Consider the following 14,277-nt stretch of genomic DNA (forward strand, 5'->3'; position numbering starts at 1 on the left):
CGCCGGGCCGGGTGCCCGGCGTGCCGTCGCCGCCCTGGGGCCCGGGCCCGCCTCCGTTGCCCTGCTGCCCGCCGGGCTTCGTGCCCGGGCCGCCCGCGCACGAGCCGAGCGGGGCCTTGCCGTCGACGATGGGCCGGGCGAGGTCGATCGTGTCGTTGCCGACGAGGAACGTCGTCGTCACGGGAACCTCGGTGAGGTCCCCGCCGGCGGGGGTGAGGCGGTAGAGGAACGTCGCCCGGTAGACGCCGGGCTTGGTGAACCACATCGCGTGGTGCTCGTGGTTGCGCGGCGCGAGCCGGATCTCCCGGTCGGGCTGCTCGCTGTCGAGGAGCCGCTCGACGCTGGTGATGCCGGACTGCATGGTGATGATGCGGCCGGGGCCCTCGACGTCGGCGAGGCTGAGCCGCACGTCGCCCTCGACGTCCTCGGGGGCAAGCCCCGTGGTGGAGAAGCCCACCCACGGCACGTCGGGGTTCTCCAGCTGGGAGAGCGGCACCTGCCACACGGGGCGCGGCAGGTCGACGCCGAGCTGCCTAGCGGTCTTCTCGGGCACGCGGGTGACCGCGGAGTCGTTGACGGCGAAGGCGACGTCCTCGGGCTTGTAGTCCGTGGAGGCGGCCTTCCCGTCGACGGTCGCGACGCCCTCGACGCCGCCCTTCCCGCCGCGCACCCCGAGGTCGACGTGGCCCTTGTCGACGATGCGGGAGGGGACGGCCTCCGCCCAGCTCACCGCCAGCCGGCAGCGCTCCACGGGGAGGGTGGGGGCGGATTCCTTCGGCGGTGGGGTGCCCTCGCCGGGGCGCTGGCCCTCCCCCGCCCCGGGCTTGTCCTCGCCCGGCTGGCCTTCGCCGGGCTTGCCGCCCTCGGTCTCTCCGCCGGCGGGCGGGTTGTCGCCGCCCTCGCCCTCGGGCGGGCCGACGAGCTCGTCGCGCACCTTCTCGGCGGGGACCTCGATGTCGTTGAGGCCCTCGGTGGTGCCCGGCTCGAGGCCGACCTGCTCGTCGCTGCCGACGAGCCAGGTGTGCACCGTCGGCTCCGAGGCCTCAACCGTGCCGTCGGGCATTGTCATCTTCGCCTCGACGGTGAGGCGGTAGACGCCCGGCTCGGTGAACGTCCAGTTCATGTGGCTGTGGCCGCCCACATTGTGGGTGAACTTCGGGTCGTCCGGGGCGCTGAAGATGTGATCGAGCGTGTCCGAGCCCCGGTTGTAGAAGTAGGTGTGCACCTCGCCGGGGCCGTCGAGTTCGGTGATCTCGAGCTCCACCGTGGCGGGCAGGTCCTCCCCGTCGCCGAGCTCGTGGGACGGGTCGAAGGCGCCCACGCCGGCCCACACGGGCCGCCAGCGGTGCTCGCCAAACGTGGCGGTCGTCTGCGGGGCGTTCCACAGGATCTCGCCCGGCTCGCCGAGGAAGCTCAGCGCCGGGGTGTCCGGCGGCACGACCATGCGGGAGACCTCGACGCCGTTCTCATCGGCGTCGGGCGCGAGGCGCACGCACACCTCGTCGGCGGGCACGACCGCCTGCCCGTCGACGACGGCGGTGGTGAGCTCGCCGCCCATGTGGGTGGCGTAGATCGCATCGACGTGGGAGCGGTAGGCGAGCTTCCGCCCGGCGCACGGGTGGGTCTCGCCGGTGTTGGTATCGACGGCGTCGGCGGCGACGTCGACGCCGTAGCCGAGCTCGCCCGGGACGTGCTCCGTCGACGGGGTGGCGGCGCCGGCCGCGCCCGCCGCGGCGAGCCCGGCCGCCAGCAGCGCGGCGCCGCCCGCGGCGGCTGCGCGCCTCGTCGGAGAGGTGGGGATCATGGTGCGGTTACTCCTTTCCGCTCGGCGACCGGCTCGGCGGGACCCGCGTCGGGGGCGGCGAGGTCCTGGTCGCGGTTGAAGAGGCGCCGGCCGATGAGCCCCTGGCGGGGCGCGAAGAACCAGCAGATAAGGAACATCGCGGTGACGCTCAAGACGATCGCCGCGCCGGTGGGCAGATCGATCGCCCAGGAGAAGTACACGCCCACCACGGAGCCGGCCGCGCCGATGAGCGCCGAGTAGGCCATCATCCGCCCGAGCCGGTCGGTGAGCAGCCGCGCGGTCGCCGCGGGGGTGATGAGCAGCGCGAGCACGAGGATATTGCCCACCGTGCGCACGGAGATCACCACAGCGACGGTGACCGCGACGTAGAGGAACACGTCCAGCGCGAGGACGGGAAGGTTGAGCGCGCGGGCGGTCTCCCGGTCGAGGGCGACGGTGACGAGCTGCCGGTTGAAGAAGAGCAGCAGCGCGATGACCGCGGTGCCCGCGACGAGCACGAGGACGATGTCGGAGTCGGGCACGCCGGTGATCGAGCCGAAGAGGAAGTCCGTGAGCGAGGCGGTGTACCCGTCCACCCGGGAGATGATCACCAGGCCGATCGCGAACGCCGCGGCGAAGAAGATGCCGATGACGGTGTCCTCCTTGACGCGGCGCCGCTGCGAGAACAGCGCGATGAGCACCGCGACGGTGATGCCGGCGACCGCGCCGCCTAAAAGGATCGAGACCTGCAGCGCGAACGCGACGGCGAGCCCGGGGAACACGGCGTGGGCGACGGCGTCGCCGATGAACGCCATGCCGCGCAGCACGACGTGGGTGCCCACGACGCCGCACACCGCGGCGCTGAGCACGGAGATGATGAGCGCCTTCGGCAGGAAGGCGAGCTCCGGGTTGGTGAGGTCGTTGAGGAAGTCTGCGACGGACAGCATGGTGTCTTAGGCCACCCCCACCGTCTTGAGCAGCGGGGAGCGCTCCGAGACGCGAAACGTGCGCATCCACAGCTCCTTGTCTTTGAGGTCCTTCGGCCGCCCCGTCGCGGCGACGGTGCGGTTGAGCATGATGAGCCGGTCGGAGAACTCCACCGCCTCGCCGAGGTCGTGGGTCGACATGACGATCGCCGTGCCCTGCGCGGTGAGCTCTCCGCACAGGTCGAGCAGCAGCTCAAGCGAGGGCATGTCCACGCCCGTGAACGGCTCGTCGAGGAGCAAAACGTCCGGCCTGGCGGCGAGCGCGCGGGCGACGAGGATGCGCTGGCGCTGCCCGCCGGAGAACTCCCCGATCGGGCGGTCGGCGAGCTTGTCCAGCCGCACGCGGCGCAGCGCCTCCTCCACCGCCCGGTGGTCCTCCAGCGAGGCGCGCAGCCGAAGGCCCATGGTGTGGGCCCGGCCGGTGAGCACCGCCTCACGGGCGCTGATGGGAAAGTCCCACGCGAAGTCGTGGCGCTGCGGCACGTACCCGATGCGGCGGCGCGCCGCGCGCCCGCTCACGCCCGAGACCCTCACCTCGCCCTCGTCGATGGGGATGAGGCCCAAGATCCCGCGCAGGAGCGTGGTCTTGCCCGCGCCGTTCGGCCCGATGAGCCCGACGAGCTCGCCGGCGTCGACGGAGAGGTTGACGTCGTCGAGGACCTTCCGCCCCGAGAGCGTGCAGCTTAAGCCCCTGACCTCGAGCGGGGTGGCCGCGCCGCCGCTCACTGCTCGCCGCTTTCCTCGTCGACGAGCGCGCGGGCCTGCTCGCGGGTCTTCTTCGCCTGGCGGCTAAGAACCACCGCGGCGGCGACGACCGCGCCGATGACGACGACCGCCGCGACGATCACCGCGATCGTGCCGGCGCCGAGCCCCGACTCGCTCGCCTCGGCGGCCTCGTCGGCGGGCTGCTCGCTCGAGCCCTCGTCGCTCTTCTCGCCCTGCTCGCCGGAGGCCTCGCCCTCGGCGGGCGCCTCGGGCACGTCGCCCTCCCACTGGGCGTCGCGCGCCTCCTGCACGGGCGCGTCGACGGCGAAGCGCAGCGTGCGGAACGCCTCGAGCTCCTCCCCGTCGCGGGTCTGCGCGGTGATGCGCACCCCCACCAGGTGCACGCCCGGCTCGGTGAACACCCAGTTCGCGTGGGTGTGCGTGTTGAGCTCCACGAACATGCCCTGCGGGGTCTCCTCCGCGTCGTTCCAGATGACGTCCGGCTCGGCGAAGCCGCCGGCCTGGAGGAACAGCGAGAACCTACCTGGACCCTGGTGGCCGACGAACTCGAAGTTCACGCCGCGCGCCACCTGGTCGACGATCGACGGCGCCTGCGTGTTCCAGCCCAGCCACGGCACGTCCGGCAGCTGCGTCTGCGGCACGACGTAGACCGGCTTGCCCGGCTCAGCGCCGATGAACTCGTAGGCCGGGTCGTCGGCCGGCACGTCCTGCTGCGCCGAGGGCCCCAGCTCGTAGACGAGGTCGTCGAGGTGGCGCCACACCGGCGGGTGGTCGCTGTCGTCGCGGGCGAGCAGGTCGAACTCGCCGTCCACGACGAACGGGCCCATGTCCACGTGCCCGGCGTCGAGGACCGCCTCCGTGCCCAGCGGGGCGACCTCCTCGTTCGCGTCGATCGACTGGCGCAGCGCCGGGTCGTCGCCCGCGCCCGACTGCGCGAGGTGGGTGACGGTGTCCGCGGCGACGCCCGGGGCGCCGAGCCCCGCGACGAGCCCGGCGGCGAGCAGGGAGCCGGCCGCCGCCCCGAGGGCGCGGCGCGGCACTGAGTTCCAAAGCGATGGGGCCATGGCTGTTCTCGTTCGCTTCCTTCAGTTGTGTCGAAGTCTCTATGTGATGCCCGGCGGCCGGACCCCGCCCCCTCGTGAGGCGAGGGTCGAGGGCCGGCCGCCGGGCCGCGGCCCCGCCTTCGTTAGCGGGGCCGGATGGTGGGCCCTTGGGGTGTTAGGGCCCGGCGCCGCCCAGGCAGTCGGCCAGCGAGCGGGCGTTGTAGCGCACCATGTCCAGGTAGGTGGGCACCTCCTCGTCGAAGGTGTCGCCGTAGATCCGGCACACGTCGACGTCCAGCCGCCCCGCGAGCTCCTTTAAGGTGTTCGCGCGGGTCGCGAGCGTCGGCTCGAGGAACACGGCGGGCACCTCGAGGTTCTGCAGCGCCCTGGTCAGCGCGATCATGTCCCGCGCCGAGGGCTCCACCGAGGGGTTCGGCGCCACGAAGCCGGCGATGTCGACCCCGTAGCCCGACGACAGGTACCGGTAGCCGTCGTGGGTGGTGACGAGCTGCCTTTTGCCCTCGGGGATCTGCTCGATCGTCTCCTGGAACTCCGCGTCGACCTCGTCGAGCTTTGCTAGGTACGCCTCCGCGTTGGCGCCGTACTCCTGCGCCCCGTCGGGGTCCACCCCGATGAGGTTGTCGCGGATCGCCTCGACGTACGCCTTGGCGTTGGCGACGTCGTGCCACAGGTGCGGGTCGATCTCGCCGTGGACGTGGCGCCCCAGCACCGCCTGCGCGAGCAGGTAGACCTCGTCGCCCGGCCGGCCAATAAACCGGAAGGCCGGGTCCGGCGGGATCTCCTGCAGCGCCGAGTTCGGCACCGAGACGACCGTGTCCTCCAGCGGGAAGCCCACGTCGACCCCCGAATCGCCCTCGTCGAGCGAGTCGCCGCGCAGCTCCATGACCTCGTCGTCGAGGTTGACGGTGAGGTCGTAGTGCCCGCCGTCGAGCACCGAGGGCGAGTCGATACCCGCCTCGTAGGGGTTCGTGCCCACCGCGAAGGTGACCGTCTTCTCCCCCACGGAGCCCGCCGGCTCTCCCGACTCGTCGAGCACCGTGGCGCGCACACCGAGCCGGTACACGCCCGGCTCGGTGAACGCCCAGCTCATGTGGGTGTGCGCGTCCGGCGGGAGCGTCACCCGGTGCTTCTCCGGGTCCACGCCCTCGCTCGAGTCGAGGTAGCGCTGCGGGGTGCCGAACGTGCCGGTGAGGTACGCGGCCATCTCCCCCGGCCCCTCGACGCTCGTGAACTCGAGCCGCACCTGGGAGAACTCGCCCACCTCCGCCGGCGCGCCGTGGACCCGCAGGCCCAGCCACACCGTGTCCAGCCCGACGTCCTCGACGAGCGGGATGAGGTAGCCGCCGTAGCCCTCCGCCTGCTGGGCGAGCGCCACGACGGGCACCCCGTCGCGCACGCCGGAGTCCACCGCGCGCAGCAGGCTCTGCTGCTCGAGCAGAAGCCCATTGGTGAGCGCAAGGTCGGCGTTCGCGACGTTGCGCACGTCGCGCAGGCTCAGCTCGTAGGCGTGCGGGTCCGCGCCGTCGGGCACCAGCTGGGTGACCCGGGCGCGCTCGCCGGCCACGTTACGAGCCAGATCGGCGACCACCGGGGTGCTCGCCACGACGTCCGTGACCGAATCGTCCCGGGAGGGCAGCGCCTCCGCGCTGCAGCCCGCCGCGACCACGCCGGCCGCGGCGACGGCCAGCACCCCGATGAATCTCCTTCCCGAAGCCAAGCGGAAACCTAGCTCCTCGTGGCCTGCTTGACGCGGGAGTGGAACACCATGCCCGCGCCAGCGACGACGACGCCGAACGCCAGGATCGAGATCGGCAGCGCGTACGAGGACACACCGGTGTTCGCGAGGCCGCCCTTGCCGGCCTGGCCGCCGTTGGCGCCCTGTCCGCCGGCGCAGTTCTCCGCGCCGTCGGTGTACTCGGCGCCGATGTCGAAGTGGCCGCTGTTGGCGTTACCCTGGCCGCCGACCTCGAAGACGACGGTGTCCTCGCCGGAGATCGTCTTACCGTCGTTGGTCTCGGTGCTCTGCTTGATCGTCACCTCGTAGCGCCCGGGCTTCTCAAAAGCCCAGTTCGGGTGAACATGGGTGTTCGCCGGGATGACGTGGCTACCACTCGGGTTACCCGGGGTGGCGCTGAACCACTCCTCACCGACAACGTTGTTAAACACGCCCTGGGTGTAGACGTACATCGCGCCCGGGCCGTTGAAGCCGGTGAGCTCCCAGGTGACGTTGCCGGTCGTGTTGCTGAGAACCGACTCGTTCTGGGTGTTCGCACCAACCCACGGAACATCGGGCTGCTGCAAGGAGGCAATCATCCAGGCGTCGCTACCAGCCTTGAAGGGACCAACGTCCTTCGGCAGCTCCCTATGCGCGGAGTCGCCGAGACCGAAGGTGAGCTCGTTGAAGTTCCGCCAGGTGGCGGGCTGCTCGCGGTCGTCCTTGATCTTCGGGATCAGGGCCGGCTCGCCGGGAACGCAGACCGGCTCGTCGCCGCCCTTGGCGCCCTCGTTCGTGCCGGGCCCGCTGGGAGCGGGCGCCGGGGCGGGCTGGTTGGCGTTCTGGTTCTGGTCGGCGTTGCCCCCCTGGCCCGCGGAGCCGCTGGTGTTTCCGTCGCCGGAATTCGTGGTGGTGTTGCCGCCGTGGTGGCTCTCACCGTCGTGGTTACCCTCGCCGCCGTGGTTATCCTCGCCCTCGAGGTGGTACTCCTGCGGCACCCCCGGGATCGGCGCATCCCCATCGACGTCGCCAACCTCCCAGGTGTAGGTGTGAATCTTGGAGCTCTTCAGCTCGCCGTTGCCGTTCTCGCCCTCGGCGCGAACCTTGAAGACGTAGTGGCCCGGCTCCGTGAACACCCAGTTGGTGTGCTCGTGGGTGGGCTGGGGCACGGAGAGGATGGAGCCAGTCTTCAGCTCCTTGTCGCCGCCGGCCAGGCGGGGCTCGAAGCCGCCAAAGGTACCCAGCTGGAGGATGAAGACCTTCCCCGGCCCCTCGACGGACTCGAAGTGGAAGTTGATGCTGTCGAAGCCACCGTTCCGGGAGTCCTGCGTGTCCCAGCCCGGCCACAGGAGGTTCGAGTTCTGGGTCTGGGGCAGGAAGTAGCCCGGCTCACCGATGAGGTCGATGAGCCCCTGCTCCTTGTTCCACGCCTCCTGCTTCACCTTGAGGAGGACCTCCTCAGGGTCGTGCAGGACGTGAGAGTCGGTGATGTCCTCCTTGAGCTTGAGGTCAAGGTTCTCACCGTCGGAGACGGTGTTGAAGATGTCCGTGTGGCCCTGATCGAAGGTGTGCTCGAAGCCACCCTCCTGGGCGTGGGCCGTGGCCGCGCCGCTCACCCCGGCGGTGAGGGCGAGGAACCCCGCGATGACCAGCGCGAGGAGCCGGCGCGTCGCGCCGGCCTCGCGGGTCCGGGTCAGTTCGCTCATGATGCCTGGTCCTTTCCCTTGGGTTACGTAGCGATAGTTGGTTATCAGCGCGCGCCGGCGGGGAGGATCCCCGCTCCCGGGAAGCGTCCTAGCCGGCGCGCGGCGGCGGCTGTCTGGGAAGAAGCCAGGCTGCTCCCAGCGGCTACCTAGCCAGGAACACTAGCGGGAAGCGAAACCATTGTCATAAATGGCGACGAGTACGACTCTGACGTGCATAAACTCACACTCCCCACCCAGCCCCCGTCCGGGGGTGGCCGCCCCTAAGGGGCGCCGTCGGCTGGGGCTTAGCTGGCCGTGAGGTGTCCGCCCGGCTCGGGCTGGCAGGTCGGGCACCACCAGATCACCCGCTCGAGCTCGCCCTCGTCGCCGCCAGCATCCACCCCGCCGAGCGTGCCCGCGCGGATCCGGGTGCCGCAGCGGCGGCAGGGCCGGTGGTTACGGCCGAAGACGTAGGTCGTCTCCCCGGCGCGCTTCACCCCGGTGGTGACACGCACCGGGGCGAGCCGGTTGGCCCACATGAGCCGGCGCGCGGTATCCACCGCCGCGGCGACGTCGACCTCGCTGACCGGGCGGGCGGGGTGAATCCCGCGCAGGAAGCAGATCTCGGCGCGGTACTCGTTGCCCACCCCGGCGAGGTTCTTCTGGTCGAGCAGCACCGCCCCGATCGAGCGCTCGGGGCGCAGCCGGATTCTCCTGATGGCCTCCTCGCGCCCGCCGCGGGTCCACGAGGGCGCGAGTACGTCCGGCCCCATCGAGCGCGCCCAGGCGCGGTAGTCGCGCGCCGCCATGAGCCCGACGTGGCCGAGGTCGAAGCCGACGACCTCGATCGGCGGGTAGCTGCTCCCCTCCCCCTCGAGGGAGAGCACGACCCGCGCGGCATAGCCGGGGCGGCGCCACCGGGCGCCCTCGCGGTGGATGGACCAGGTGCCCTCCATGCGCAGGTGGGTGTGCAGCAGCGTCCCGTCGAGCTGCATGAAGAGGTTCTTGCCGTAGGGCCACACCGCCCTCACGATCGTGTTGGAGAGCTCAGCGGTGGCGTAGCGGGGCACGCGCAGCTGGCAGCGCCGCACCCGCCGCCCGGTCATGAACTGCAGGCGGCGCGAGAGCTGAAAGACGGAGTCTCCCTCGGGCATGGGGCCTATTTTCTCACCGGCGGCCGCGGCGGGAGCTCTCGTCGAGCGCCTCACTCAGGCTGCGGCCGCGGCGCGGCCCGCCGCGCCCGGGCCCCGGCGCGCGGCGGTTTCCCGCGGCGGGGTGGGCCGGCGCCCCGCCGGGCGCGGCGACGGCGATGCCCTTCGGGCTCACCCCGAGGCCCGCGGCGCGCAGCCTCGCGGGCTCGACGAAGCCCAAGGCCGGCTGGCCGTTGATGGTCTCGACGGTGAAGGGCCGCACCGTGCCGGCGGCGACGGCGTCCTGCAGCGCGCCCGCGGCGAGGACGAGGGCGGCCTCCTCCCGGCCGGCGCCCGCGGTCGCGTCCTCGGGCAGCGCGTCGGGAAAGAGGCTGAGCCTGCGCCCGCCGCGGGTGAGGTGCGCGACGAGCAGCCCGTCGGCGAGGACGACGAGCCCGCCGGCGGCGCGGGTGGGGCCCTGCTCGGACCAGGGCAGCGCCGCGCCGTAGGGGTTGGCTGGGTCGGCGGCGGCGAGCACGTGGATCTTCGGCTCGCGGGCGCCCGAGGGCCAGCCGCCGAGCTCGGCGGCGTCGTCGTGGCCGCGCAGCCGGTCGATGACCGCGGGCGTGGAGAACTGCGCCGCGCCGAGCCCCTCGACGAGGTGGCCGCGCATCGCGCGGCCGTTCTCCTCGAAGGTGGAAAGAACCTTGTAGGCGAGCTGGAAGCCGCCGGTGGTGCCCTCCGCGGCGACGGAGCCGCGGGTGACGACGCCGTAGCGGTCGAGCCACGCCTCGCCGAGCGCCACCGAGCGGGTGGTGGGCTCGTCGGTGGGCCGGGGGCTGAGCGACCAGCGGCCGCGCATGTCGGGCGGGGTGTCCTCCCGCCCGGCGCGGTGGGCCTGCGCGAAGCTCGTGCGGCCGAGCCGCAGCCGCGAGCGCCGGGGCTTGGTCTTCTGCCGGTGGGCGGCCGCCCCGCCGGCGGAGCGCCCGGAGAGCCGGGCGCGCACGGGAGCGAGGCTATCCGGGCTGATCAGGCCGGCCTCGACGAGGCTCCACATCGCCCCGGCGAGGCGCTCGGTGCCGGCCTCGCCGGAGGCGAGCCCGGGCAGATCGGCGCCCTTGACCTCGGCGGCGATGTCGGCGAAGCGGAAGCCCCCGCCGCCGGCGAGCACCCCGAGCACCGCCTCCTCGAGATCGCTCAAGGAGGGCTCCTCGTCGCGGGGCGCGACGAGCTGCTCGGCGACGTCGGCGGGCACGAGCTCGAGCCACGGGTCGTTGGCGCCCGCCTGCCCGGCGCCGACGACGATCACCTCCCCGGCGAGCGTGAGCTCGTCCAGGTCGCCGGGCCGGTAGCCGGCGACGCGCTGCGGCAGCACGAGGGTCTCCCACGCGGAGGCCGGCAGCCGCACCCCGGCGAGCTGCTCCACGGCCTGGAGCACCCCGTCGGGGCCGCTCAGCGCAGGCCCATCGCCGACGGGGGCGACCTGCTGCCAGCCGAGCAGGAAGCGGGCAAACCCCGACTGGGAGACGGGCCGGGTCTCGGCGCGGGCGGCGGCGAGGCTGCGGCGCCTAATCCTGGAGAGCACCTCCCGGTCGCAGTACTCGTCCTCCTTCGTGCCGCGGGTGAACCGCCCGCGGGTGAGCCGGCGGCGGTCGGTAAGCGCGCCGATCGCGGCGTGCGCCGCGGAGACCGGCAGCCCGAAGGCGTCGGCAGCGGCGCGCGCGGTGAACGGGCCCCGGGAGCGCGCCCACCGGCCGATGAGCTGCTCGAGGGCGTCGGGCACCTCCTTAGGGCTCGCGCCGACGCCGGGCGGGACGGGCACCCCGAGGCCGTCGCGCAAAAGGGCCGCGTCGCTCGCGACCGCGAGGTGCGGCTCGCCCGCGATGCGCACCTCCATGACGCGGCCCGGCGCGGCGGCAAGCGTCGCGGCCGCGGGCTCGGGGAAGGAGCAGCGCGCCGCGAGGCCGGCCAGAGGCACGGGGCCAAGCGAGCGCAGCGCGTCGACGAGCTCCTCGGGGCCGCGGGCGCGGCGGTTGGGGCTTAGGCGCTGGAGCTCCTCGTGGACCTCCTCGACGATCTCGGGGCGAAGCAGCTCGGAGAGCTCCACCGTGCCGAGCAGCTTGCCCAGCAGCGCGGGGTCGAGGCTCAAGGCCGCGGCGCGCTTCTCGGCGAGCGGGCTGTCACCCTCGTACATGAACGCGCCGGTGTAGTTGAACAGCAGCGTCGAGGCGAACGGGCTGGGCTGCTCGGTGGTGACCTCCGCGACGCGCACGGTGCGCTGCTCGATGCCGGAGAGCACCCTCTTTAAGGCCGGAATGTCGTAGACGTCGCGGAGGCACTCGCGCACCGTCTCGAGGATGATGGGAAACGACGGGTAAGAGCGCGCCACGTCGAGGAGCTGGGCGGCGCGCTGGCGCTGCTGCCACAGCGGCGCGCGCGCCCCGGGGTTGCGCCTGGGCAGGAGCAGCGCGCGGGCGGCGCACTCCCGGAACCGGGAGGCGAAGAGCGCGGAGTCGCCGACCTTCTCGGCGACGATGTCCTCGACCTCCTCGGGGTCGATGGCGAGCAGCGCGGCCGTGGGCTCCTCCTCGCCTGCGGGCAGGCGCAGCACGATCCCGTCGTCGCCGGCGACGGGCTGGGCGTCCATGCCGGTCTGCTCGGAGATGCGGTCGCCCACGGCGAGCGCCCACGCGGCGTTGACGCCGCGGCCGTACGGGCTGTGCACGACGACGCGCCAGTCGCCGAGCTCGTCGGTGAAGCGCTCGAGCAGCAGGGTGCGCTCGTCGGGCACCTGGCCGGTGGCCTCCCGCTGCTCGTTAAGAAAGGCGAGCGCGTTGTCGGCCGCCCACTCGTCCAGCCCCAGCCCGAGCAGGCTCTCCCTACCGGCCTCGGGGTCTGCGGCGAGCCGGCGGCGGAACTCCCCGAGCGCCGCACCCAACTCCGCGGGGCGGCCGGCCTGGTCGCCGTTCCAGAACGGCAGCCGGCCGGTGTGGCCGGGCGCGGGGCTGACGAGCACCTGGTCCTTGGTGATGTCCGCGACCCGCCAGCTCGACGCGCCAAGCGTGATGACGTCGCCGACGCGGGACTCGTAGACCATCTCCTCGTCGAGCTCCCCCACCCGGCGCGGCGCCTTCCCGTCGGCCTCGGTGCCGAGGAGGAACACCCCGAACATCCCGCGGTCGGGGATGGTGCCCCCGCTGGTCACGGCGACGCGCTGCGCGCCCGGCCGCGGGGTCATCTCCCCGGTCTCGGCGTCGACGACGATGCGGGGTTTGAGCTCGGAGAAGTCCGTCGAGGGGTAGATGCCGCGCAGCAGGTCGATGACCGAGTCGAAGGCCTCGCGGGGCAGCTCCCGGTAGGGCGCCGCGCGGCGCACCGCGTCGAACCAGTCGTCGGTGGAAATCGGCCGGGCGGCGACCTCGGCGACGGTCTGCTGGGCGAGCACGTCGAGCGGGTTGAGCGGGGTGCGGGTCTCCTCGATCGCACCCACGCGCATCCGCTCGACGACGAGCGCGGAGCTTAAGACGTCGGCGCGGTGCTTCGGGTAGAAGCGGCCGCGGGAGACCTCGCCGACGCCGTGGCCGGCGCGGCCCACGCGCTGCAGCCCGGAGGCCACCGACGGCGGCGCCTCGACCTGCACGACCTGCTCGATGAGGCCCATGTCGATGCCGAGCTCCAGCGAGGAGGTCGCCACCACGCTGCGCAGCTCCCCGGACTTGAGCTGCTCCTCGATCTCGGCGCGCTCCTCCTTCGACACCGAGCCGTGGTGGGCGCGCGCGATGACGGCGCGGGCGTGGCCCGCGGTGTCGGTCTGCTTCATGAGCTGCGCGGGGTCGCGCCGCGCGGCAGCAGAAAGCGCCTCCGGGTCGTGCTCCTTCGCGTAGAGCTCGTTGATGCGGCTGGTGAGCCGCTCCGCGGAGCGCCGCGAGTTGACGAACACCAGCGTCGAGCGCGAGGCCATGATCGCCTCGTAAAGGTCCTTCTCGATAAACGGCCAGATCGACTTCTGCGTCGGCAGCGCCGAGTCCTCCGCCACCGGGCCGGACTCTCCCGCCCCGTCCTCCGGCCCGGCGGGGCCCGGCTGGTCGCCGGGCGCGACGTCGTCCTCGTCCTCCGGCGGGTCGTCGAAGCTCACGGGACCTGGGTCGGGCGCGTCGTCGACACCCACCGGCCCCGGGTCGAGGGAGTCGTCGGCGCCGACGGGCTCCTGCGTCCCCTCCCCGCCGAGGTCGAGGCCCACCGGGCCGGGGTCGAGGGACTCGTCGACGCCGAGCGCGCCGCCAGTGGGCACTGTCGAGTCCTCGCCGTCGTCCTCCCCGCCGAGCGGCCTGGCAAGCCCCTCCTCGTCGTCGAGGACGGCGTCCCCGATCGTCGAGGCGTCCTCCGGGACGGGCAGGTCGGCCATGTCCGGCACCGGCACGGTGACGCTTAAGTCCCAGGACTTGTTCGCGGGCGGGTCGATGATCTCGACGGGGCGGTCCCCGCCAAGGAAACGGGCGACCTCCTCGACCGGGCGGACCGTCGCCGAGAGCCCGATGCGCTGGAACTCCCCGGCGAGCAGCGCCAGCCGCTCGAGGCTCAAGGCCAGGTGCGCGCCGCGCTTCGTGCCCGCCACCGAGTGGATCTCGTCGACGACGACGGTCTCCACGCCGCTTAAGCTGCCCGCCGCCTTGGAGGTGAGCATGAGGTAGGCGGACTCAGGCGTGGTGATGAGGATGTCGGGCGGGCGGCGCTGCTGGCGGGCGCGCTCGGCGGCGGGCGTGTCGCCCGAGCGCACGCCGACGGTGATCGGCGGCAGCGACTCGCCGCGGCGCTCCGCGGCGCGGGCGATGCCGGTAAGGGGGGCGCGCAGGTTGCGCTCGACGTCCACGCCGAGCGCCTTGAGCGGGGAGATGTAGAGCACCTTCACCCCGCCGGAACCCGCGGGCCCGCTCGCCTTCCCACCGAGGGAGAGCTGCCCCGGCGCGGACGCGAGCCGGTCGATCGCCCAGAGGAACGCCGCGAGCGTCTTGCCCGAGCCGGTGGGCGCGACGACGAGGCTGTGCCGGCCCGAGCTGATCGACTCCCAGGCCTCCTCCTGCGCGGCGGTGGGGGCCTCGAACACGCCGGTGAACCAGTCGCGCACCGCCCCGGAGAACCGCCCGAGCACCTCTCCTGCCATGGGCCGATTCAAACACACCTCGCGAAAC

Annotated in this window: 8 protein-coding genes; all 8 read right to left on the reverse strand. The window is 72.9% G+C overall.

All coding sequences use genetic code 11. The features are described from left to right. Nucleotides 1-1,804 (reverse strand): choice-of-anchor M domain-containing protein (locus HMPREF9719_RS05270; protein ID WP_004600944.1); only part of this gene is annotated, 1,804 nt, incomplete at its 3' end. Continuing rightward, nucleotides 1,801-2,730 carry an anchored repeat-type ABC transporter permease subunit gene (locus tag HMPREF9719_RS05275; RefSeq protein ID WP_004600945.1) on the reverse strand — a complete coding sequence of 310 codons (930 nt, stop codon included), beginning with the start codon at nucleotides 2,728-2,730 and terminating at the stop codon, nucleotides 1,801-1,803. The genes HMPREF9719_RS05270 and HMPREF9719_RS05275, both read right to left, overlap by 4 nt. A gap of 6 nt (nucleotides 2,731-2,736) precedes the next feature. Next, nucleotides 2,737-3,495 (reverse strand): anchored repeat-type ABC transporter ATP-binding subunit, encoded by a 759-nt coding sequence (locus HMPREF9719_RS05280; protein ID WP_004600946.1) that lies wholly within the window; start codon nucleotides 3,493-3,495, stop codon nucleotides 2,737-2,739. Next, nucleotides 3,492-4,559, reverse strand: a complete 1,068-nt coding sequence (locus HMPREF9719_RS05285; RefSeq protein ID WP_004600947.1) for a choice-of-anchor M domain-containing protein — start codon at nucleotides 4,557-4,559, stop codon at nucleotides 3,492-3,494. Before HMPREF9719_RS05285 ends, HMPREF9719_RS05280 begins: the two co-directional genes overlap by 4 nt. A 154-nt stretch (nucleotides 4,560-4,713) precedes the next feature. After that, complete coding sequence (locus HMPREF9719_RS05290; RefSeq protein WP_004601841.1) at nucleotides 4,714-6,276, reverse strand: anchored repeat ABC transporter, substrate-binding protein; 1,563 nt, start codon at nucleotides 6,274-6,276, stop codon at nucleotides 4,714-4,716. Between the two features lie 8 nt (nucleotides 6,277-6,284). Further along, on the reverse strand, nucleotides 6,285-7,979 hold the full coding sequence (locus HMPREF9719_RS05295) for a TIGR03773 family transporter-associated surface protein (protein ID WP_004600949.1): 1,695 nt from the start codon (nucleotides 7,977-7,979) through the stop codon (nucleotides 6,285-6,287). 284 nt (nucleotides 7,980-8,263) lie between these two features. After that, nucleotides 8,264-9,112: a DNA-formamidopyrimidine glycosylase family protein gene (locus tag HMPREF9719_RS05300; RefSeq protein WP_004600950.1), complete on the reverse strand. Its 849-nt coding sequence runs from the start codon at nucleotides 9,110-9,112 to the stop codon at nucleotides 8,264-8,266. 13 nt (nucleotides 9,113-9,125) lie between these two features. Further along, entirely contained in the window at nucleotides 9,126-14,249 is a 5,124-nt protein-coding gene (locus HMPREF9719_RS05305) for an Lhr family helicase (protein WP_004600951.1), read from the reverse strand. Between the last annotated feature and the right edge of the window lie 28 nt (nucleotides 14,250-14,277).

Origin of the sequence: Corynebacterium otitidis ATCC 51513 (assembly GCF_000296405.1) — a bacterium.
GTDB classification, from domain to species: Bacteria; Actinomycetota; Actinomycetes; order Mycobacteriales; family Mycobacteriaceae; genus Corynebacterium; species Corynebacterium otitidis.

Coding starts and splice junctions, on each gene's coding strand:
- HMPREF9719_RS05275 (WP_004600945.1), bottom strand. CDS start 2,730: ATGCTGTCCGTCGCAGACTTCCTCAACGACCTCACCAACCCGGAGCTC.
- HMPREF9719_RS05285 (WP_004600947.1), bottom strand. CDS start 4,559: ATGGCCCCATCGCTTTGGAACTCAGTGCCGCGCCGCGCCCTCGGGGCG.
- HMPREF9719_RS05295 (WP_004600949.1), bottom strand. CDS start 7,979: ATGAGCGAACTGACCCGGACCCGCGAGGCCGGCGCGACGCGCCGGCTC.
- HMPREF9719_RS05300 (WP_004600950.1), bottom strand. CDS start 9,112: ATGCCCGAGGGAGACTCCGTCTTTCAGCTCTCGCGCCGCCTGCAGTTC.
- HMPREF9719_RS05305 (WP_004600951.1), bottom strand. CDS start 14,249: ATGGCAGGAGAGGTGCTCGGGCGGTTCTCCGGGGCGGTGCGCGACTGG.